The following is a 21,154-nucleotide window of genomic DNA, read 5'->3' as shown; positions in this document are numbered from 1 at the left end:
AGGCCGTTAAAGATTAATGTTTTATAGATACTTCCTGTAAAGAAAGTCCTAACATTCTGTTATCCGTACCAAGACCTAACTCAGCTGGAGATTTAGCGTCCTTTACAAACAACTCTATCTTTTGGACCTTCTGAGAATGATCGATTGGAATTAAAACAATCGAAGCATCATTGGTTTTGGATGTAACTTCCTCTGTAACAATCTGATTATTTTGTGAAGTTTTAAACTCTATATCAACCGAATTTTTCACGTTTGATAATAAAACATTATATTTAAGCACATAAAAATTCGATGAGTCATTTGGCACTGGAAGTTGTAAAACTGCCTTATCTTTTGACCAAACATGACCCGGTTCTCTATAATACCATCCATCATCAAGTACAAAGTCAAGATTGAAATCTGTATCATTTATAACAAAAGGATAATGGATGTTTTCGGAGTTAAGATATTCGGTATATTTCTTTTCATCTAAACTAATAACAGCATAGTAATCTCTTTCTTTAACATTGAAGAATGGAATCTCATCTAATTTATAAATTAAAGACGAATAATTCTTTTTTATAACAGCGGGACACTTGAAATCCAGATCATTTTTAAGTGAAATCCGCTTTTCTGATGATAAAGGCAGTAGTGTATCCTCAGGGCATTCCCAATAATGGGCAGACCATAACATGTTAACAAAAGGAATTATGATATAATCAACGTCTTTATTTAATAACAACTGAGTTATATAAGGAATTTGAGCGTCAGAAACTGCTCCTTGTAGATTGAGCATAACCGGCGGCCAATGCAATTTAGCCACATCTAAATTCTTATCACCACCAATATTAAAGGTTTTGAAATTAGAATAAGGCGCTAAATAATTAGCAAAGAAATCATTATTCCATGGAATGAATGCCACTTGAGACGAACGATCGATATCAATTTTAAGATTGTCGACCATTTTCTTGTTAATATCCGCTACGGATAAAAAATTAGCTCTTCCATAGTTCCAGGCCTTAGATAAATGAGGAAGAAATAGAGCGACCAGTAGAATTGAAAATATATATTGCCTCTTTTTACTTACTCTTACCAACATACTTAAAGTTAGGACCCAAAAGCAAAAGGATGCTAAAGCGATCCACCTATATGAGGCTCGCATAACATTGAAGCCAGGAAGGTATTGCGATATAAAAGAATTACCAGTTGGAGCTAATGCATACTTCTCAGGCATTAGCATAGTATTAGCCATATCAGATGGCGCGATGTAATTATCAGGTTTAAATGAGAAAAGCTTTATCGATGGTCCTAGTGCCATATAAACAGAAAAAACACCCAAAATAAAAACACAATAAAACCAGATACTTTTTCTCTTGTTTTGACACCATCCAATTACACCTAACAATAAAAATGGCAAAATAAAGCTCGTATTCCATACTGAGGCATCACCAAAAAATTGTGATGCTGTTCGATGTTTCGATAAAGCTAATAGATCATAAAACCAAAACACACCTTGAGTAGGAATAAATAAAAAGCTTAAATCTAACCCCCAACCTCTAAAAAAATCTAAAGACTCTGGCTGATATGAACTTTTCCCTATGAAACAGGAATAAAGAAGGTAAGCACAGCAAAAAGCCACTAAATAGCCAATTAATTTCTTGAGAAAGAATGATTTTTTATTGGCTGATTGAAGGAATGAGAATAAAGCTATTGCAGATGCTGCTACCGCAAACATGATAAAAGTATAGCCATCCATAAAAACGGATATAATTACAGAACTTAGAAAGGCTAAAAACTTTAATGAAAGCTGACTGAAATCATATTCAGATGCCTGAAAGAAAACATAGGTTATCCAACAATAAAATGGAATGAGAGCTATTCCAAGCATCAACATCGAATAGCCTGAGTGGCGTCCGATAACTGGTGTGATAAGCCAAAGTAATGAAAAAATAGATGCAATATTTTGGCTTGCATGAAATAACCTACTGATTTTATAGCATCCTAAGAATGCCAAGCCAATATATAAAGCAAAAACTAAGCTATAAGCAGCCTCGGGCAAAATGCCGAACTTAATTAACCAACTTAATGGTAAAACAGCGGATAATCCAAATGCGATAGCGGCAGGGTGTGGGAACCCTATATCATAAGCATATAAATTGAAAAAACCTTCGTTAGATAGAGATTTCGCATAACCCATAGCCCACAGCGCCTGTCCCATTGTAGGCAGTGATAAAAAAGGTATAACATTGTTGATTATTAATGCCAATAATAAGCATATTGCACAGAAAACAAAATTCCCAGAAGAGAATTTAACATCACCAACCATCATCTTAGTTGATTCTCCGAATATAAAAAGAAATAGTATAAAAAAACACATCACCTAACACAGTGACTATCCTGGAGATCAATACTGTTAAAATTATAATATCCTTATCGTATAATCCGCCCAATAAGTAAATAAGCACAACCTCTCTAATCCCCATTCCTGCCGGAGCTCCAGGGGTGACCAATCCTATTAACCAGGCTGTAACAAAGGCTGCAGGCACGAAAAAGAGGAAATGCATTTTACTAAAATCAAGAAAACCCTGTTCACTTACAATGCAAATAAGGAAATAAAAGATAAATCCTGACAAGGTTAGAAATATAACTTGCTGTATAAAAGCTTTACCTAACAACTCATTAAAAAAAACAGATAAAAAGTAATAGAAAACGACTGTTGTTACTAAAAAAACAGGCAAAGATAATACTGTCGCTATTTCAGGAAGATTAAAATAAGCGGGGGCTGCAATTATCAGAAAAACTGCTCCACTTATTGCTAACAAACCAAGCTCCCAAACAGTGGACTTAGCAAGGGCTACTCCTGATACGCCATCTTTCAAACCTAATGCCTGACGGCCTGCCAAATGAAATATATTGCCGGGTATATATTTTCCAATTTGGGCTAGACCATAAGTTGAAATTGCCCACTTAAGCTTTTTCTCAGAACCAGACATTGCCAAAATGTTTTTCCAGGCGCATCCTAACAATAGACTACCAAGTCCATAAAGAACAACCAGTATCAACACAATGAAAACATGCTTCAAATTAAAAAACGACAAGCTTTCACTTGTAAGATAGCTATTCAAACGCAATGCTACAAAGATAATGCTCAGTATTGCAATAAGGCCACCAATAAAATTCAACGCTTTTGCGTAATTTTTTTTATTAGCACTTACACTTGTGCTATTGTTTACAGGTATTTTACCGTTCATCTCATCCACACCCTAATAAAATACCGAATCACTCTTTTTCATCATGTAATATCTTATTTGTCTTAACACGAATATCTTCTAATAATTTCCGGTTGGCGGATAACAAATCAGCCAAAAATGAGACTAATATCGTTTGGAATCCCATCATGATTAAAATGGCGGAAAGAATCAGCGACTGAATATGCCCTTCACCATCACGGAAAAAGTAAAAATATAAATATCTTATACTAATCAAAACCCCGACTGACATCAATAAAGAACCAATTGTTAAAAAGAATCTGAATGGTCTATAGATGACAAATATTCTTATAATAGTAAATATACTTCTTTGAATATATGAGGGAATACTTTTTACTAGCCTTGATGGGCGAAGGTCATCATTAACGTCAACAGGTACAGAGCAGATTGAAATATCTTTTTGTCCCGCCTGAATTATGGTTTCTAATGTGTAAGTATATTCGCTAAAAACGATCAATTTCTGTGCGGCGCTTCGGCTTATTGCTCGAAACCCACTAGGTGCGTCAGGAATATTTGTTTTACTTGCTCCCCTTACAACCCAACTACCCAATTTTTGCAGAAACTTTTTTGCAGGTGAAAAATGTTCAATGGTTGCTATTGGTCTGGCACCGATAACCATTTCAGCTTTTTTTTCAAGAATTGGAGTTACTAAATCAGGAATATTATCAGCATTGTATTGATTATCTGCATCAGTGTTAATTATTACATCAGCACCTAATTTTAGACAGTTATCTATACCCGTCATAAAAGCTACTGCTAATCCTTTATTACCCATATGTTGAACAATATGATCAACACCGCATTCCTTAGCGACTTCAACAGTATTGTCCGTACTGCCATCATCAATTATAAGCCATTCGACTTTATCAAACCCCTTGACATGACGGGGTAACGCTGCCAAAGCAATTGCTAAAGTTCCAGCCTCATTGAAACATGGCATTTGAATAATAAGTTTCACTTTTTAAATCCCGAGATAATTTAATTGAATAATAAAAGAAAACAAAAAATCCCAGCAAGCTGGGATTTTTTACTAAAGATAAATGATCAAACTAGCCATTCAGTATGGAACACACCGTCTTTATCAATACGCTTATAAGTGTGCGCACCAAAATAGTCGCGCTGCGCCTGAATCAGGTTGGCAGGCAGCACTTCTGAGCGATAGCTATCGTAGTATGCAATTGCCGCTGAGAAGGTTGGCGTTGGAATACCGTTCTGGATGGCATAAGAGACAACATCACGCAGCGCCTGCTGATATTCATCAGCGATGTTTTTGAAGTAGGGATCCAGCAACAGGTTTGCGATGTTAGCATCGGTCGCATAAGCATCAGTAATTTTCTGCAGGAACTGTGCACGGATGATGCAACCAGCACGGAAGATCTTCGCGATTTCACCGTAATGCAGATCCCAGTTGTTCTCTTCTGAAGCCGCGCGCAGCTGAGAGAAGCCCTGAGCATAAGAAACGATCTTACCCAGATACAATGCACGGCGCACTTTCTCAATGAACTCAGCTTTGTCACCGGTGAAGGCTTGCGCCTGAGGGCCGCTCAGCACTTTAGAAGCTGCAACACGCTGTGACTTGAGTGAAGAGAGGTAACGAGCAAATACTGACTCAGTGATCAGAGAAAGTGGCTCGCCAAGGTCCAGGGAGCTCTGGCTGGTCCATTTACCAGTACCTTTATTGGCTGCCTCATCCAGAATCACATCAACCAGGTATTTACCGTCTTCATCTTTTTTGGTGAAGATATCTTTGGTGATGTCGATCAGGTAGCTGCTCAGCTCACCGTTGTTCCAGTCAGTGAAGGTTTTAGCCAGCTCTTCATTATTCAGACCGAGTGCGCCTTTCAGTAAAGCATATGCTTCTGCAATCAGCTGCATATCGCCATACTCGATACCGTTGTGAACCATCTTCACATAGTGACCAGCACCGTCCGGACCGATGTAAGTAACGCAGGCTTCACCGTCTTCTGCACGCGCAGCAATTTTATCCAGAATTGGCGCTACCAGTTCATACGCTTCTTTCTGACCGCCAGGCATGATCGATGGGCCTTTCAGTGCGCCCTCTTCGCCGCCGGAGACACCGGTACCGATGAAGTTGAAGCCCTGATCAGACAGTTCTTTATTACGACGGATAGTGTCTTTATAGAAGGTGTTACCACCATCAATCAGAATGTCGCCCTTATCGAGGTGTGGCGTCAGTGAAGCGATGGTTTTATCTGTCGCTTCGCCTGCCTGTACCATCAGAAGGATGCGGCGGGGTTTTTCTAACGACTCGACAAATTCTTCCACGGAGTAATAAGGAGCAAGTTTTTTGCCCTGATTTTCAGCGATAACTTCATCAGTCTTTTCACGTGAACGGTTAAAGATTGAGACTGTGTAACCGCGGCTTTCGATGTTAAGAGCAAGGTTGCGCCCCATCACTGCCATACCTACAACGCCGATCTGTTGCTTGGACATTACATACTCCTGTCTGTGGTCTCGCTAGGTGTTACCAGTAACACCATTCAGTAAGTGACCAATATGTTAACTCATGAGAGGTGATAAGAGGTAATTATTGATGCTTTTTGAGAAATGCAGCGAGTGATAAAATTTACTTATTTAACAGAGACATATATAAACCTGCATAACTTTCAATCATCTTGTCCGCTGTAAAAAGTTTTTCGAATCGTTGTTGAGCAGCCTGGCCAAAGGTATGAGCCTTCTCTGGGTTGAACCAGATCTCATCCATAGCTTCGCGTAAAGCCCTGGGGTCTGAAGGCGGGACAACCAGACCGGTAAGACCGTCAATATTGATGAAAGTAGTACCGGTTCCAATTTCGCTTGAAATCAGTGGTTTTGAGTACAAAGCCCCTTCAAGCAAAGAAATACCAAAAGCTTCTGAACGAAGATGTGAAGGAAAAACTAAGCAAGTGCAAAGCTGTAATAACGCAGATTTATCGTCATCCTGTAATGCACCAAGGAAATGAATATTGTCGATACCCAACGATTGGGCTTGCGCTTTCAGTTCAGATTCGATGGGTCCCGCACCAACAATGACAACAGGATAATCACTACCAGCGACAGCATCGATGAGTATGTGAAGCCCTTTATAGTAACGAAAAGTCCCAATGAAAAGAAAAAAGCCGTTAGGGAATCGCTGGGACCACTTTTCTAATACCTGGGGATCATTGTTTTGATAAAAACTTTCATTCAAACCATAGGGAATGACCTTAACTTTATCTTTAAATTTTTGCAGAATCGGGCTACTTTCGACATAATTTGGTGATGCAGCAACAATGCAATCTACACTGGAAAGGAACCTATTCATCAATGGTGTATAAAGTTTTAGCAAAGCCTTTTGTTTAACAATATCGGAATGATAGCTTACGATCGATGGCTTTTTTGTAAAACTTGAGAAATGCAGGACATCCATAAACGGATAGGGAAAATGATAATGAATAATGTCTGCCTGTGTTGCTAGCTTTTTAAACTCAGCAATAGCAGTAAATGAAATTGGCGTAGATGCATACTCTAATAATGTTTTAACACGATGAATAGTATGATGATCCAACATTGAAATAGCATCATCAAAATCAGGACTATGCGTAAAAACCGTTGATTGGATATTTTCTTTCACACCGCCTTCAGCGAGCTGATAAATAACTTGCTCAATCCCACCAAAAGTATCCGGGTAATATGTTTTATAGCAGTGAAGGACTTTTATCATATTAATTTAGAAACCTGATCATACGCTTCTATCGTTTTATCGGCACAGAATGACCACGAATAATTTTGGGCTTGACTAAGACCAACCTGGATCATTTTCTGTTTCAACTCCTCATCATTAATCATCATTTTCAGATAATGCGTGAGCAATTCTATGTCTTCCGGTTCATGCATTAGCGCGGCATCTCCAACAACTTCAGGTAATGACGTTGCATTTGAACAAATAACGGGAGTGCCAGATGACATAGCCTCCAAAACTGGTAATCCAAACCCTTCATAAATCGAAGGAAAGAGGAAACTGTTAGCAGCACTAAAGAGCATGGGTAAATCGTTACCTGGCACAAAGCCTAAATATTTCAACCAGCCTTCCCGCTCGCCTTTATCAAAAAGACGAAAGAGCTCTTCATTTTCCCAGCCTTTATATCCGCTAATAACGAGCGGGAAATTGTTCTTCTCTTGTAATGACAAGCGATCATATGCACGTAGAAGCGTTAAAATATTTTTTCTGGGTTCGATTGTACCAGTATAAAGAAAGAAGCGACGCCATTTTAAATGATACTTATCCAATACTGCGTGAACATCCTCTTGAGTTCGCGAATGAAATTGGTGATTACACGCCAATGGTGCAACTGAAATTTTCTTCTCATCCAGCGAAAAAAATTCCATCAACTCATTTTTTGTATAATACGAATCCGTTATCAATACCGAAGCACGCTTTACAGTGTTACGCAACTCTTTCTGCATGAGATGTACTCTCCCAGCAGGATGGAACTGTGGCCAATGAAATACTGACAGATCGTGAAAAGTCGCAACGCAATTTTTAACACGCGGAGGGAGATAATAATTAGGACTATGGTAAATGTATTCTTTGAATTTTTTAAGTGCCCGGGACTTTAAATGAGGAAAAACAAGGCGATAAACTTCACTAACTATTTTGCTTTTTTGTAACTCTCGCTTAAGCGACTGAACGGATTGCGAAGATTCACTTGCAACCGCCAATGAATCTCTTATTCTTGTTCCATGCAAAAAAGTAAGTGAAAGTTTATCTTCCCGTTGCTGAAGTTGTTTCGCCAGTTCAAAAGCATAACGCCCGATACCCGTTAAAGGGTATTTTATGCAATCCGTCGAGAAAACAACCTCTAGCTTTTTGTTTCCAGCATCCATTTCAGAGTTTCCCTAAGTGGTACTTTTTGCATTTCATGGCCAATTAGACTATTCAGCAACGAAATATCACCGCACAACTCTTTGATTTCATTTGGTCTAACAAATCCAGGATTTACCTCAATGGTTATGGAGTGACCGGTAATATCTTCACAAAGGCTAATAACATCTCTAAGTGAATGCATCTCTCCAGTAGCAACATTGACCACTTCCCCAAAAGCTTTACACTTTAGTAATTCAGCATAGCATTTTACTAAATCTCGCACATCTGAGAAGTCACGCCATACATCTATATTACCAAGTTCAATAACGTCTTTGCGTTCGCGGAAATGTTTGACAATTTTAGGAATTAAAAAATTCTCAGCTTGCCCTACTCCCGTATAGTTAAAAGGACGGGTAATAATTAATGGCAACTTATCTTTAAACAGGTTAGCCATGTATTCCATAGCAAGTTTGCTAACGGCATAATCATTGGCAGGATTCGGAAGCGTTGATTCATCAAGCTTACCAGCAATATTATTTCCATAAACGTTTGCGCTACTTGCCACTAATACGGCTTCGGGCTTTTTCTTTGTTTCTGTTAACGCAGATAGCAAGTTGCGCGTGCCGGAAAGGTTGACATCATAGAATGCGTTCGGATTTGAGTGACCAACAAAAGCAATTGCTGCCAAATGAACGACCACATCGGGACTTATACAATCTACTGCGTTTTTAACTTGAATATTATCTGTGAGATCTACTTGAAAATAGTTATCGATATTATCCGAGGAAGCTGAACCCAGGCCATAAACATCATATCCAGCAGCGGAAAGTTCCGCTGCCATATAATGGCCGGTAAAGCCCTTGATCCCGGTGATCAATGCTTTTTTGCCATTAGTCATATTAGAAAGAGAATCCTTGTTCGTTACGGCGAAGGTCTTCTTTAACCATCATAGCACATAACTCTTCAAGAGTAGTTTTAGGTTCCCATCCAAGAATATCCTTAGCACGCTGGGGATTACCGATCAGTAATTCAACTTCGGCTGGACGGTAGAATTTCGGATTCACTTTTACAACAACTTTATTTGTTGCCACGTCAATTGCCACTTCCTGTTCGTCTTTACCTTCGAAACGTAATTCAATACCAGCAGCTTTAAATGCCATCGATACGAAGTCACGTACAGTTTCTGTTCGGTTGGTAGCAAGTACAAAGGTATCCGGTTCATCTGCCTGAAGCATCAACCACATTCCTTCTACATACTCTTTAGCAAAGCCCCAGTCGCGTTTCGCATCAAGGTTGCCCAGTTCAAGTACATCAAGCTTACCAAGTTTGATTTTTGCAACTGAATCAGTGATTTTGCGAGTAACAAATTCCTGACCACGCAGCGGGGATTCATGGTTAAACAAAATTCCGCTTGAAGCAAAAATGTTATAGCTTTCACGGTAGTTAATCGTCATCCAGTGCGCATACAACTTAGCCACGCCATATGGGCTTCTTGGATAGAATGGTGTGTCTTCTTTTTGAGGGATAGCCTGAACTTTCCCAAACATTTCGGACGTAGAAGCCTGATAGAACCGAATTGATGGATTAACAATTCGGATGGCTTCAAGCAAATTTACAGGGCCTACACCTGTTATTTCGGCAGTCGTCAATGGTTGTTCGAATGAGACACCAACAAAGCTCTGAGCCGCTAAGTTGTAAACTTCAGTTGCACCGCTAGTTTGAAGAAGGCGAATACTTGCTGATAGATCAGTCAAATCATATTCGATCAGATGCAAGCTTGGGTTGTTTTTAATTCCCAACTCTTCAATACGCCAGAAGTTCACGGAGCTGGTACGACGATATGTGCCATAAACTGTATAATTTTTCTGTAAGAGAAGCTCTGCAAGATAAGCACCATCTTGTCCAGTGATACCAGTTACGATTGCAACCTTGTTACTCATAAGAAATTCCACTTTTTTGGTTAAACATAAATACAGTTTTACTTTACTAATATAGATTCAGCGGTATCAGACCATTTGGTCGAACTATATTCTTTACTGATTCTTAACTCTTTCTGCCTTATAACATCCGGATTTTCAATAAGATACTTAATATTATTTGACCATGCGGGCACATCCCAGGGATCCACATAATCGAGCAAATCCCCAGCGATTTCTGGGATAGATGCTGCTGAAGAAGCCAGGCAGTATTTTCCAAACGCTAAACTCTCAGCAACAGGCAATCCCCAACCTTCATATAATGACGGATAAACTGTAAACCAACAATTTTTATAGAGCAGTGTTAATTCTGGATCGGAAACATTATTCAATTGAATAATATTACCTTTCACCCTTGGATCCAGATTCAAATCGGTAATAAAATCATTCATACCCCAACCTGGCATGCCAACAAATACAAGTAATGGCAGATCATGGACCTTGCTATCCACTAGTCTTGTATAGGCTTTGTATAATACCTCATGATTCTTTCTTCTTTCAATCGTAGAAACAAATAATAAATATTTTTTGCCCAATAAAAATTGTACTTCATTAGAGATTTCTGGTTGCGTATCAACTTCACTAATTTCACAACCTAACTTAACGATAGTTAACTTTGGGATAGGCGTTCCAAGTTGCTCTAACAATTCTTTCAAATCATCCCTGGAGCATTTAGAAATACAAAATATTTCATCGGCACACCAGGCAACATCGGAAAAATAATGTGAAAATTTTCCAGCAACGTCCCCCACACAAAGATGAGGTAATTTTACAGGAATCACATCGTAACAGAAAAGCTTAACTTTAAGATTAAGTTCTTTTTTTAATCTATATAAATACTGAAAATCTTTTTGATCCCAATCCAGTCCCATTGATATGTATTCATCACCTTGGCTAAAAGGTGAATTCACATTATCAGAAGCCCTATGTCCAAGCTGCTGAACGTTTATGGGAGTTGCATTAGGTTTTAACAACTGCTGTAAAGCTAACTTTGCATATCTTAAGGAAGCTAACAAACTACTAGCCGCAATACGCCGTGGCAGAAGATAGTTTAAAACTCTTCTCTGTAAGCTCGTTGGTAACTTACGAATTAAATTAAGAATGAAACTTTTGAATTTTGCTTTATAATTAATCGTTGACGGTCCCGGCTGAGCAATTAAAGTTTCTTTCTTTTTAATATGTCCATTTATCCGCTTGATTGTTTCTTCGACAACTCCTTTCTCTACCTCATAATAACCTTTTGATGGATTATATGCGCAGAATTTAACAGAGGCTGATGAATTCATCTTTAAGGCATACGTGGCGCATTCAACTTCTGTTCTGACAATACCAACAGCAGATCTATGCCATCCTAAAATTGTTGTGACATCAATCCAAGTATTATGCATTTAGACTAGCCTCATATTCTTTTTCCACCTCGAGAATCAAACTATCCAATGTTTTGTTCCATGTTAACTTTTCTAAGCTGGAAAGCTCTTTGGAATCTAAAATTGGTGAAATTCTTGTCAAAACTTGCCTGGTTGCTGAAAAGAATTCTTCAGGATTATTAATAATATTGATACGAGAGCTATCACAAAATTCTTCGAAACCTCTAAAAGCTGATAGAGTGCCTATTACTGGCTTGCCTGAGTAAAGAGCTTCAGCGGTTTTAAGATTTGAACCACCACCATGTTCAATAGGTAAAAAATATGCATGTGCTCTATTCTTAACTTCCGCTAAGTCATCATCATCTAACACATACAAAAACTCTAGACGGCTGATATTAATGCTAGCCCATTTCGATTTTAAAACTTCTTTATAAATATGTTCACAAACACTACCAGCAATAACAAGCTTACTATCAGGCGGAATACAAGCTAAACTCTCCCCAATAATTTTATTAAAACTGGTAAAGTTAGGTGGATGAGCACTGGCAACATAGAGCATCCATGGGGATTTAGGTAATTTACTTTCCCATTTACTGGTCAAAGTATCCGTTTTCCATGGTTCAATACCATTTGCTGCTAACGTAATGGATTCACGGCCCCAACCTTGCATAGACTTAACATCATTTTTTGTCACCGCAGCTACTACATCTGCTTCATGTACGGCTCTCATTTCCAGATGCTTGATGTCTTCAATTACATCGTCTCGGTCTGCAATATTATATTGTTCTAATATATCATTCTTTAATAAAAACTCTATATTTTGAGAACCAAAAACTACGATCGCGTTTTTATATTTTGGAATGCTCTTTATTTTTTCGACCAGATTCCAGAGCCAACATTGTTCAACGTGAATTACGTCAATTTCTGTCGGGAGGTTAGCTAAAATTTTACTGAACCCTCCTTCATCTGAAGTAGCATATGCGCCAGTTAAAAGATCATTAATTAGTGGAACGTGTCGTCCCTTGTAAGATCTAAATAAGGAATCAACAGGAAATGGGATATCATAGGGACCAAGTTCGTCACCCAAAAAACTTTCTTCCTCATATACTGCGATGGACCTAGTCTTCCAACCATTTCGCTCGAACTTCTTGACTAACTGGCTAAGTCTGATCTGACCGCCATGTCTTGGTTTGGCAAATGGATAAGTGCTCAAAAAAAGGATGTTTTTCATTATATTTATTTCCTTCTTAAAAATGCTGAAACACGTCTAAAAGGAGATGTTAGCTTCCATGAGTGGCTGCTGTAAACTTCACTCAATTTATTTTTCAAGATCATATTTTCATCCAAAAAAATACGCAACTCTTCATTCTTGTCTACTAAAAGCTCATTCAGAGAGCTAACCTCGTCATTCATTACTTGAAGATTATCTTGAAGCTCCGCGATAACTTCTTTATTCAAATGTTCAGCATAAGTAATAAATTCGTCAAAAACATTAGGTGGGTTTTTAAAATTAGGAAGTAATTCCTCATGCTCTTTGCTAATATAAAATCTATTCAAACCATCAAAGTATGAAAATATATAATCGTTAGCAAGCAATATCTCTTCCCAACTAGTATGACTTTCATTTTGTGAGTTTGGTGCTGTCGATTCAATAACAAGAATCCAGGGTCGATACTTTGACCAATCGTTACTCATTACGACTTGCTCTTCAACTCCTTCAACATCAATTTTTAGAAAATGTATATCAGTAATATTAGCTGGCAACGATTCTTCGATTGTTTGTTTAAGAGTTTTTACTGGCGTTTTTCTCCAAACGCCCTTAAATCCATTTAACTCATGTTGCTCGACAACACTTTTATCCAGTGTCGCCCACCCTCTAATATCAGATTCCCAAATATCTAATTCGCTTGTGCAATTTGATATAGCACAGTTCAGATTTATATCTCGTTCTCTATTTTCAACTAATGCATCGTAATGTTTTTTGAGTGGTTCTATATTTATCCCACTCCATCCATTTAGGTAAAAAAGATTGGTAACAGAATCGATTAGCGGGTCATTAGCACCAATATCAATATAGAATCCATTAGTTATATCTTTTAAAGAACGCCACAACATCACGTCTTCAAAGTTTTGAGCGAAACTTACTATCGGCATTTCAATTTATCTCTATATCTGGATCAATCCATGCGCATCCGGCAAAGTGTGGTTTATTAATGTTAATGATGTTAAAAACCATCGCCAAGTCTCGCCACTCGTAATTGTTAACTAAGTGAGTATCCGTACTGACTAATGCTGTTTGAATTGAGTAGCTACCAGGACCTAAGTTAGCGTTAAATCTAATGTTAAACACATACTCTGACCCTTTTCTAGCCTCAATTATGGCTTGTTTTTTTAAGTCAGTATTGGTTCCGTATATTACTTGTCCCAGTCTGTCTTTAATACCGTAACCCAACACAAGTCTCGGCAGATTTTCATTAACAACCACTGTTATTTTGAGTGTAACAGCTTCACCTACATCGATAAATTCAATGCTGTCTCCTTTCTGATTTAATATCCGAATATCTTTGACGGTTGCTTCTCCACTGCCCGATACAGTTTGGATACTACCATCAGCAAGCTCAACTTGTTCTATTTTCTGATTCTGTTTATCAGCCAACAGAGCATTATAGTAATCCATTACAGACTCAGGATCCCCTTCCATCTCCAGCTTGCCCCTGTTTAACAAGATGGCTTTATCACAAATACTCTGGATGGATTGTTTATCATGCGAAACTATAAGGAGAGTCGTGCCTGCACGACTGAATTCTCTGATTCTATTGAAGCTTTTATGCTGAAAATAAGCATCACCAACAGAGAGTGCTTCATCAACAATAAGAATATCTGGTCTAACAGCTGTAGCGACTGAAAAAGCTAGTCTCATTTGCATCCCGCTCGAATACACTCGAACAGGCTGATCTATATATGCTCCGATCTCTGCAAACTCCTCTATCCCCGGCATCAGCTGATAAATTTCTTCAAGACTAAATCCTAAAAGCTGTCCAGACATAATTACATTTTGTCTACCTGTAAAATCTGGATGGAATCCCATCCCTAATTCCAGCATAGCTGCAACCCTACCTTCTAAACTAATTTTTCCAGTAGTTGGTTGCGTGGTACCAGTAATCATTTTTAGAAGTGTGCTTTTACCTGCGCCGTTAATCCCTATAATACCCAGCGCTTCTCCAGGATGGACCTCGAAGGAAATATTTTCTAATACCCATTTTAGCTTATGGCGTTTTCTTTTACCTGGTAGAAACCATTCCGCTAAACGACTCCACCTTGTGGGATACTGCTTATATGCTTTTCCAACATTATTAACTGTTATCTTACCCATTACAATTCATCCACCATTTCACCGGAATGCTTGCGAAACAACTTCAAGCCAATTACGCATAGAATAATCCCGATAAATAACGTAGGTATTAACTGGTGCAGTTGAGGCGATTCGCTTTTGACTAGAATATTCTGCGCTGCAGTAATTACTCCATACATGGGATTGTATGATAGGTATTGCTGAGCCTTAGCAGGCAATATGTCTGCAGGATATATGATCGGAGTTAGCCAGAACCAAAACTGGAGAGCTATTCCGAAAAATTGCCCAACATCTCGAAAAAAAACATTCAATACACCTAATGTGATACCCAAGCCAATTGCAAAGACCATTAATACTAAAAGCACTGGAATTAAGTAAAAATAACTTAACCCCGGAAAGTTGCCAGAAACCAACAAAAATAGTGTAAATAAGCTAAAAACTATTGAGAAGTTTAATAAAGCATTACATATAATTGTCACTGGCAAACATAAGCGCGGAAAGCTAATTTTTTTAAGTAGATTAGCATATTCAAGGAATACATTCTGACCTCTACCAACGACTTCAGCGAAAAGCCCCCAAGTCAAAATACCGGAGCAAAGGTAAATGCTATAGCCAAAGCTATTAGTAACTCCAGGCATCCTCGAATGCATCACTTGAGAAAATATAACTGTGTAAACCACTATCATGGATAGTGGATTAAGTATATTCCACAGCGCACCTAATAGTGAGTTTTGATATTTCGCTTGAAATTCTCGCTTAACGTTACCTAAAACGAACCCACGATAACCCCATAAGGATTTAAAAAGAGATAGATTCATTCCTGCGCCTTAATTAAATAAGAGATAGCCTCAAGCTTTTCTTTCACTAAACCATCATTTGATCTTGATTCAACGTTCAATCTTAGTAATGGCTCAGTATTTGATGTTCTAACATTGAATCTCCAATCAGTAAATTCAAAGCTCAAGCCATCAATAGTATCTGATTTAAAAGCATCCAGTCCAAATTCACTTTTTAAATTTTCAAGGATTTTTTTTGCATCATTAACTTTATAGTTAATCTCGCCACTGCACGGAAATGATTTCATACGTTCCGCAACCAGTTCAGACAGCGTCATTCCTTTCACCGCCAGCAACTCTGCTACCAGCAGCCACGGAATCATTCCGCTATCGCAATAAGCAAAATCACGGAAGTAATGATGTGCGCTCATTTCGCCGCCGTACACAGCATCTTCTTCACGCATGCGCTCTTTAATAAACGCATGACCTGTTTTAGACATAACAGGTATGCCACCCGCTTTAGTGACGACGTCGATGGTGTTCCAGGTCAAACGGGGATCGTGAATGATCTTCGCGCCAGGCTCTTTTTTGAGGAACGCTTCGGCCAGCAGGCCAACAATGTAATAACCTTCGATGAACTCTGCATTCTCGTCAAACAGGAAGCAGCGATCAAAGTCGCCATCAAATGCGATGCCCATGTCGGCTTTGTTCGCTTTCACCGCATCGGAGGTATCTTTCCGGCACTCTGGCAGTAAGGGATTAGGAATACCATTCGGGAAGTTGCCATTCGCTTCATGGTGAACTTTAACGAAGGTGACCGGTGCATTCGCCTGCCGGAAGCGCTTTTCGATCTCATCGATAACATGACCGGCAGCGCCATTACCCGAGTTGATGACCAGCGTCATGGCTTTGGTGAAATTTGCCAGATCAATGTAGCCCATCAGGTGATCGACATAGGCATCCAATACCGAAATCTGTTTATAGCTGCCACGCTTCGCTGCATCGACCGGCGCAAAATCGTTAGCTTCAGCCAGACGCTGAACATCACGTAAGCCTGTATCGCCACTGATAGGACGGGAACCTTCACGCACCAGCTTCATGCCGTTATAGTTCATCGGATTATGGCTTGCCGTCACTTCGATGCCACCATCAATGCCTAAATGGAAGGTGGCGAAATAAATCTCTTCCGTGCCGCTTAAGCCGATATCAAGTACATTGGTACCCGCATCCATTAAACCATTGGCCAGGGCCATTTTCAGGCTTTCGCTGGTCAGCCGAACATCGCCGCCCACAACAATCGTTTCCGGCTTTAAAAATTCGCCATAAGCGCGACCAATACGATATGCAATTTCTTCATTTAATTCCGCGCCAAGCTCACCGCGAATGTCATAAGCTTTAAAACAGGTCAATGCTGCCATGATCTCGTCTGTCCTTACTTACTTGCAAATTGTTCTTTAATCAGAATTAAATCGTCATCGCCCAGATAGGAGCCTGACTGAATTTCCAGCAGCTCTAACGGAATCTTGCCTGGATTTTCTAACGTGTGCTGATGGCCAATAGGAATAAAGGTCGATTGGTTTTCCGTCAGCAATAAGGTTTTATCCTGAATAGTCACTTTGGCAGTGCCGGATAAGATCACCCAGTGTTCAGTTCGGTGATAATGCATCTGTAATTCGAAACGTTCACCCGGTTTAACGGTGATACGATTTACATTAAAACGGCCGGTATTGACCACCAGATCGCAGCGTCCCCATGGCCAGTAAGTTTCACGATGACGACGATATTCCGTACGGCATTCGCTCTTCAGGAACTCCACCACGCGTTTGACGTCCTGAACCTGATCTTTGCGCGCCACCAGCACGGCATCTTTGGTGTTAACAATCACCAGATTTTCCACGCCGATAGCTGCCACTAACTGATCTTCGCTGTTGATGTAGCAATTTTTAGTGTTATGCAGGAAGGTATCGCCTTTCAGCGAGTTACCGGCTGCATCTTTTTCATTCACTTCCCACAGCGCGGACCAGGATCCGACATCGCTCCAGCCTGCATCCAGCGGCACCACGACGGCAGCGTCCGTTTGCTCCATCACGGCATAATCAACGGACTCATCCGGGCAGGCAATGAAATCGTCTTTATCAATGCTGATGAAGTCGTTACCTTCTGCCACATTCGCCATGGCACGGCGGCAGGCATCCAGAATATCAGGACGGAACTTTTCCAGTTCCTGCAGATAACGTTTGGCGCGGAACATAAACATCCCGCTGTTCCAGTAATATTCACCGGAAGCCAGATAATCCTGAGCCGTTTTCAGGTTAGGCTTTTCCACAAAACGCTGCACGCTAAACGGCGCATGTTCATCACCCGCCAGCTGCTCACCGCGATGAATATAGCCGTAACCGATTTCAGGTCCGGTGGGCACGATGCCGAAGGTGACCAGATGCCCCTGCTTGGCATATTTCGTTGCGGTGGTGATGGCCTGGTGGAATGCCGCGCGGTTCTCAATGACATGGTCGGCGGCTAACACTAACAGTACCGGATCATCGCCTTGCTCAATCGCGTTAATCGCTGCCAGAGCAATCGCCGGCGCCGTGTTGCGACCAACCGGTTCAAGGATGATGTTATGGGAAAGTTTGTTGATCTGACGAAGCTGTTCAGCGACGAGGAAACGGTGCTCTTCGTTGCAGATGACCAGCGGAGCTCGCGCTTCGACACCGGTCAGGCGGTTGACAGTCTCCTGCAGCATCGAGTGCTGTCCGTGCAAGCTGATGAACTGTTTTGGATACAATTCACGTGAAAGGGGCCACAAACGACTGCCGGTTCCTCCGGCCATGATTACGGGAAGTAACATTCCACAACCTCTAATGTGTCTTTTAGACTGCTCTATCATTTCCAGCGGGACAATTTTTCAGCAAAACAAAAAATAGCCACGCTACCGCCCTTGGCTTGCAGCAACCAATATGCTGTGTAACAAGTCAATCCTGTGCTTTCCGTCTCGGCTAATTATGGTCAATATTGCAGCATCAACCGCTTTGTCTGAGACCATCGCAAATAATACATTTTGTGCTGCCGAATTAACATGGTTATTGTCTGATGCCGACGCGGCGAATCTTAATTTCTTTTCATCGTTGCGGTTAACTGCAAGCTACTGAGTCGGAAAGAATATAGCTGGCGATTCGCAGAATGAAAGGCTGCAGCGGGGTTTCACTAAATCAATATGATGAGTTGTGACGTTGATGCATTAGTCTGGCGCTGATTAGGATTTTTCTGCATCCCGCAAATGAATGCCTGACCAAAAAAACATCAAAGTAAATTATTTGCCCATAAAAAAACCCGGCATATGCCGGGTTTTTACTCATTACCTGCTTAATCACTCAAACCCATTCGGGTTCTTCGACTGCCAGTTCCAGGTATCGCGCATCATCGCATCGATACCGCGCGTGACGCGCCAGTCGAGCTCTTTGTTCGCCAGGCTGGCATCCGCCCAGAACGCCGGCAGATCACCGTCGCGGCGCGGTTTGAACTCGAACGGAATCTGTTTACCGGATGCCTGCTCAAACGCCTTGATCATCTCCAGCACTGAGAAGCCTTTGCCGCCGCCGAGGTTGTAAGCTTTGTAACCTTCAACTTTTGGCAGGTGATCCAGCGCTTTCAGGTGCCCTTCCGCCAGGTCGACGACGTGAATGTAGTCGCGCTGGCAGGTGCCATCTGGCGTCGCGTAGTCATCGCCAAACACGCCCAGCTTGTCCAGACGCCCAATTGCCACCTGCGCAATGTACGGCAGCAGGTTGTTCGGAATACCGGTTGGGTCTTCGCCAATCTCACCGGATTCGTGCGCGCCGACCGGGTTGAAGTAGCGCAGCGCGATGGCTTTGAAGTTCGGCTCGGCTTTGGCGAAGTCGCGCATCACGAACTCAATCATCAGTTTGGAGGTGCCGTACGGACTGGTGGTACCACCAATCGGCGTCGTCTCGACGTACGGAACCGGTGCGTCAGCGCCATATACGGTGGCGGATGAGCTGAAGATAAAGTTCCACACGCCGGCGGCGCGCATCTCTTCCAGCAGCACCACGGTCCCGGCGACATTGTTTTCGTAATATTCCAGCGGCATGCGCGTGGATTCGCCTACCGCTTTCAGCGCGGCGAAGTGGATGACGGCCGAGATGTCATTGCTGGCAAACAGATCGCGCAGGCAGGCGCGGTCGCGGATATCGCCTTCAACGAAGACCGCTTTCTTACCGGCCAGCTTCTCAACGCGATTGATTGCTTCGCGCGAGGCATTGCAAAGGTTATCCAGGACTACAACGTCGTCGCCGCGCTCTAACAGCGCCAGCACCGTATGGGAGCCGATGTACCCTGCTCCGCCCGTTACCAAAATAGCCATGTGTACTCCTTTAAAACCGCGCAACCTGCGCGGCGGGGAAAGAGATTATTTTGCCAGAATTTTTTGGATTGCTTCGCGGAAATCGCGGCCCTGGGTGTTGTTGCGCAGACCGTAAGAGACGAAGGCCTGCATGTAGCCGAGTTTACGACCGCAGTCGAAGCTGGTGCCGGTCAGCAGCTGGGCATCAACCGGTTTTTTCTGGCTCAGGGAGGCGATGGCATCGGTCAGCTGGATACGGCCCCAGGCGCCTGGCTCAGTGCGCTCCAGTTCACCCCAGATATCCGCAGAAAGCACGTAACGGCCCACGGCGGTCAGGTCTGAGTTCAGCTCGGACGGATGCTCAGGTTTTTCCACGAAGTTGGTGATGGTGCTGATATCGCCCGGATTATCCAGCGGCTGCTCGGTGGTCAGCACGCCATATTCAGACAGGTCTTCGCCCGGCATGTGTTTCGCCAGAACCTGGCTGCGGCCGGTCTCTTCGAAGCGTGCCACCATCGCGGCAAGGTTGTAGCGCAGGTGGTCAGCGGTGGAGTCATCCAGCAGCACGTCTGGCAGTACCACCACAAATGGGTTGTCGCCAATCATCGGACGGGCACACAGTACCGAGTGGCCAAGACCCAGCGGGTTCGCCTGACGCACGTTCATGATAGTCACGCCCGGCGGACAGATTGACTGCACTTCGCTCAGCAGCTGGCGTTTCACGCGCGCTTCAAGCAGCGCTTCCAGCTCGTAGGTGGTATCGAAGTGGTTTTCCACTGCATTTTTGGAAGCATGGGTGACCAGCACAATCTCCTTGATGCCCGCCGCCACGCACTCGTCGACAATGTACTGAATCATTGGTTTATCGACGATAGGCAGCATCTCTTTCGGAATGGCTTTAGTCGCAGGGAGCATATGCATACCGAGACCCGCAACCGGGATTACTGCTTTAAGCTTGGTCATATTTATTCCATTTCATGAAGTGAATACGTGGGGTCGATTATGCAGGATCGGCCGGTTGAGCAAGTATAATCTTTATCTGAAAAACCGGCACTAACTCTCTGTCAACACATAAAAAATCGTCAAAAAGTCCATCTGCCACCCGGTAATCAGGCGGAAAAAAAAAGTGGCTAAATGGCTGAAAAACAGTGGAAGGCAGAGTGCTGAGCAATGACCGGTGAGGCCAGTGATTGTTGAGCGGTTTGGCCGGCGTTGCGGAAACATCATTA

Annotated in this window: 17 protein-coding genes; all 17 read right to left on the bottom strand. The window is 41.7% G+C overall.

Annotation, left to right across the window (positions count from 1 at the left end):
• Positions 1 to 13 precede the first annotated feature (13 nt).
• Complete coding sequence (locus AC6I79_RS07255) at positions 14 to 2,308, bottom strand: hypothetical protein (protein ID WP_498027653.1); 2,295 nt, start codon at positions 2,306 to 2,308, stop codon at positions 14 to 16.
• 1 nt (position 2,309) lies between these two features.
• Entirely contained in the window at positions 2,310 to 3,230 is a 921-nt protein-coding gene (locus AC6I79_RS07250) for a hypothetical protein (RefSeq protein WP_146068683.1), read from the bottom strand.
• A gap of 28 nt (positions 3,231 to 3,258) precedes the next feature.
• Positions 3,259 to 4,206 (bottom strand): glycosyltransferase family 2 protein, encoded by a 948-nt coding sequence (locus AC6I79_RS07245; protein ID WP_088516586.1) that lies wholly within the window; start codon positions 4,204 to 4,206, stop codon positions 3,259 to 3,261.
• Positions 4,207 to 4,292: 86 nt separating this feature from the next.
• Positions 4,293 to 5,702, bottom strand: a complete 1,410-nt coding sequence (gnd, locus tag AC6I79_RS07240) for an NADP-dependent phosphogluconate dehydrogenase (protein WP_058757307.1) — start codon at positions 5,700 to 5,702, stop codon at positions 4,293 to 4,295.
• 133 nt (positions 5,703 to 5,835) lie between these two features.
• Positions 5,836 to 6,951 (bottom strand): glycosyltransferase family 4 protein, encoded by a 1,116-nt coding sequence (locus AC6I79_RS07235; protein ID WP_498027652.1) that lies wholly within the window; start codon positions 6,949 to 6,951, stop codon positions 5,836 to 5,838.
• Positions 6,948 to 8,114, bottom strand: a complete 1,167-nt coding sequence (locus AC6I79_RS07230; protein ID WP_088516589.1) for a glycosyltransferase family 4 protein — start codon at positions 8,112 to 8,114, stop codon at positions 6,948 to 6,950. Before AC6I79_RS07230 ends, AC6I79_RS07235 begins: the two co-directional genes overlap by 4 nt.
• Positions 8,090 to 8,992, bottom strand: a complete 903-nt coding sequence (locus AC6I79_RS07225) for a GDP-mannose 4,6-dehydratase (RefSeq protein ID WP_058757305.1) — start codon at positions 8,990 to 8,992, stop codon at positions 8,090 to 8,092. The genes AC6I79_RS07230 and AC6I79_RS07225 overlap by 25 nt, the downstream gene beginning before the upstream one ends.
• A 1-nt stretch (position 8,993) precedes the next feature.
• Positions 8,994 to 10,034 (bottom strand): GDP-mannose 4,6-dehydratase, encoded by a 1,041-nt coding sequence (gmd, locus tag AC6I79_RS07220; protein WP_058757304.1) that lies wholly within the window; start codon positions 10,032 to 10,034, stop codon positions 8,994 to 8,996.
• Between the two features lie 38 nt (positions 10,035 to 10,072).
• Complete coding sequence (locus AC6I79_RS07215; RefSeq protein ID WP_498027651.1) at positions 10,073 to 11,458, bottom strand: glycosyltransferase family 4 protein; 1,386 nt, start codon at positions 11,456 to 11,458, stop codon at positions 10,073 to 10,075.
• A complete protein-coding gene (locus AC6I79_RS07210; protein WP_498027650.1) occupies positions 11,451 to 12,668 on the bottom strand; it encodes a glycosyltransferase in 1,218 nt (405 codons plus the stop codon). The genes AC6I79_RS07215 and AC6I79_RS07210 overlap by 8 nt, the downstream gene beginning before the upstream one ends.
• Before the next feature lie 5 nt (positions 12,669 to 12,673).
• Positions 12,674 to 13,591, bottom strand: coding sequence for an FkbM family methyltransferase (locus tag AC6I79_RS07205; protein ID WP_088516593.1), 918 nt, complete (start codon positions 13,589 to 13,591; stop codon positions 12,674 to 12,676).
• A 1-nt stretch (position 13,592) separates the two neighbouring features.
• Entirely contained in the window at positions 13,593 to 14,810 is a 1,218-nt protein-coding gene (locus AC6I79_RS07200; RefSeq protein ID WP_058757301.1) for an ABC transporter ATP-binding protein, read from the bottom strand.
• The gene (locus AC6I79_RS07195) at positions 14,810 to 15,607 is read right to left on the bottom strand and encodes an ABC transporter permease (protein WP_058757300.1); all 798 of its coding nucleotides are present in this window, start codon (positions 15,605 to 15,607) and stop codon (positions 14,810 to 14,812) included. Before AC6I79_RS07195 ends, AC6I79_RS07200 begins: the two co-directional genes overlap by 1 nt.
• Positions 15,604 to 16,983 carry a phosphomannomutase CpsG gene (gene cpsG, locus AC6I79_RS07190; RefSeq protein WP_498027649.1) on the bottom strand — a complete coding sequence of 460 codons (1,380 nt, stop codon included), beginning with the start codon at positions 16,981 to 16,983 and terminating at the stop codon, positions 15,604 to 15,606. The genes AC6I79_RS07195 and cpsG overlap by 4 nt, the downstream gene beginning before the upstream one ends.
• A 14-nt stretch (positions 16,984 to 16,997) precedes the next feature.
• The gene (locus tag AC6I79_RS07185; RefSeq protein WP_498027735.1) at positions 16,998 to 18,413 is read right to left on the bottom strand and encodes a mannose-1-phosphate guanylyltransferase/mannose-6-phosphate isomerase; all 1,416 of its coding nucleotides are present in this window, start codon (positions 18,411 to 18,413) and stop codon (positions 16,998 to 17,000) included.
• A gap of 519 nt (positions 18,414 to 18,932) precedes the next feature.
• Positions 18,933 to 19,946, bottom strand: coding sequence for a UDP-glucose 4-epimerase GalE (gene galE, locus AC6I79_RS07180; protein ID WP_058780359.1), 1,014 nt, complete (start codon positions 19,944 to 19,946; stop codon positions 18,933 to 18,935).
• 45 nt (positions 19,947 to 19,991) lie between these two features.
• A complete protein-coding gene (gene galF / locus AC6I79_RS07175) occupies positions 19,992 to 20,888 on the bottom strand; it encodes a UTP--glucose-1-phosphate uridylyltransferase GalF (protein WP_021509335.1) in 897 nt (298 codons plus the stop codon).
• Between the last annotated feature and the right edge of the window lie 266 nt (positions 20,889 to 21,154).

The organism is gamma proteobacterium symbiont of Scutellera amethystina, from assembly GCF_059730845.1.
This window is presented reverse-complemented; position numbering and strand designations above follow the sequence as displayed.

What these genes read in the sequence shown, in the direction of transcription:
- AC6I79_RS07255 (WP_498027653.1), bottom strand. Translation starts at nt 2,308, where the DNA reads ATGATGGTTGGTGATGTTAAATTCTCTTCTGGGAATTTTGTTTTCTGT.
- AC6I79_RS07250 (WP_146068683.1), bottom strand. Translation starts at nt 3,230, where the DNA reads ATGAACGGTAAAATACCTGTAAACAATAGCACAAGTGTAAGTGCTAAT.
- gnd (WP_058757307.1), bottom strand. Translation starts at nt 5,702, where the DNA reads ATGTCCAAGCAACAGATCGGCGTTGTAGGTATGGCAGTGATGGGGCGC.
- AC6I79_RS07235 (WP_498027652.1), bottom strand. Translation starts at nt 6,951, where the DNA reads ATGATAAAAGTCCTTCACTGCTATAAAACATATTACCCGGATACTTTT.
- AC6I79_RS07230 (WP_088516589.1), bottom strand. Translation starts at nt 8,114, where the DNA reads ATGGATGCTGGAAACAAAAAGCTAGAGGTTGTTTTCTCGACGGATTGC.
- AC6I79_RS07225 (WP_058757305.1), bottom strand. Translation starts at nt 8,992, where the DNA reads ATGACTAATGGCAAAAAAGCATTGATCACCGGGATCAAGGGCTTTACC.
- gmd (WP_058757304.1), bottom strand. Translation starts at nt 10,034, where the DNA reads ATGAGTAACAAGGTTGCAATCGTAACTGGTATCACTGGACAAGATGGT.
- AC6I79_RS07215 (WP_498027651.1), bottom strand. Translation starts at nt 11,458, where the DNA reads ATGCATAATACTTGGATTGATGTCACAACAATTTTAGGATGGCATAGA.
- AC6I79_RS07210 (WP_498027650.1), bottom strand. Translation starts at nt 12,668, where the DNA reads ATGAAAAACATCCTTTTTTTGAGCACTTATCCATTTGCCAAACCAAGA.
- AC6I79_RS07205 (WP_088516593.1), bottom strand. Translation starts at nt 13,591, where the DNA reads ATGCCGATAGTAAGTTTCGCTCAAAACTTTGAAGACGTGATGTTGTGG.
- AC6I79_RS07200 (WP_058757301.1), bottom strand. Translation starts at nt 14,810, where the DNA reads ATGGGTAAGATAACAGTTAATAATGTTGGAAAAGCATATAAGCAGTAT.
- AC6I79_RS07195 (WP_058757300.1), bottom strand. Translation starts at nt 15,607, where the DNA reads ATGAATCTATCTCTTTTTAAATCCTTATGGGGTTATCGTGGGTTCGTT.
- cpsG (WP_498027649.1), bottom strand. Translation starts at nt 16,983, where the DNA reads ATGGCAGCATTGACCTGTTTTAAAGCTTATGACATTCGCGGTGAGCTT.
- AC6I79_RS07185 (WP_498027735.1), bottom strand. Translation starts at nt 18,413, where the DNA reads ATGTTACTTCCCGTAATCATGGCCGGAGGAACCGGCAGTCGTTTGTGG.
- galE (WP_058780359.1), bottom strand. Translation starts at nt 19,946, where the DNA reads ATGGCTATTTTGGTAACGGGCGGAGCAGGGTACATCGGCTCCCATACG.
- galF (WP_021509335.1), bottom strand. Translation starts at nt 20,888, where the DNA reads ATGACCAAGCTTAAAGCAGTAATCCCGGTTGCGGGTCTCGGTATGCAT.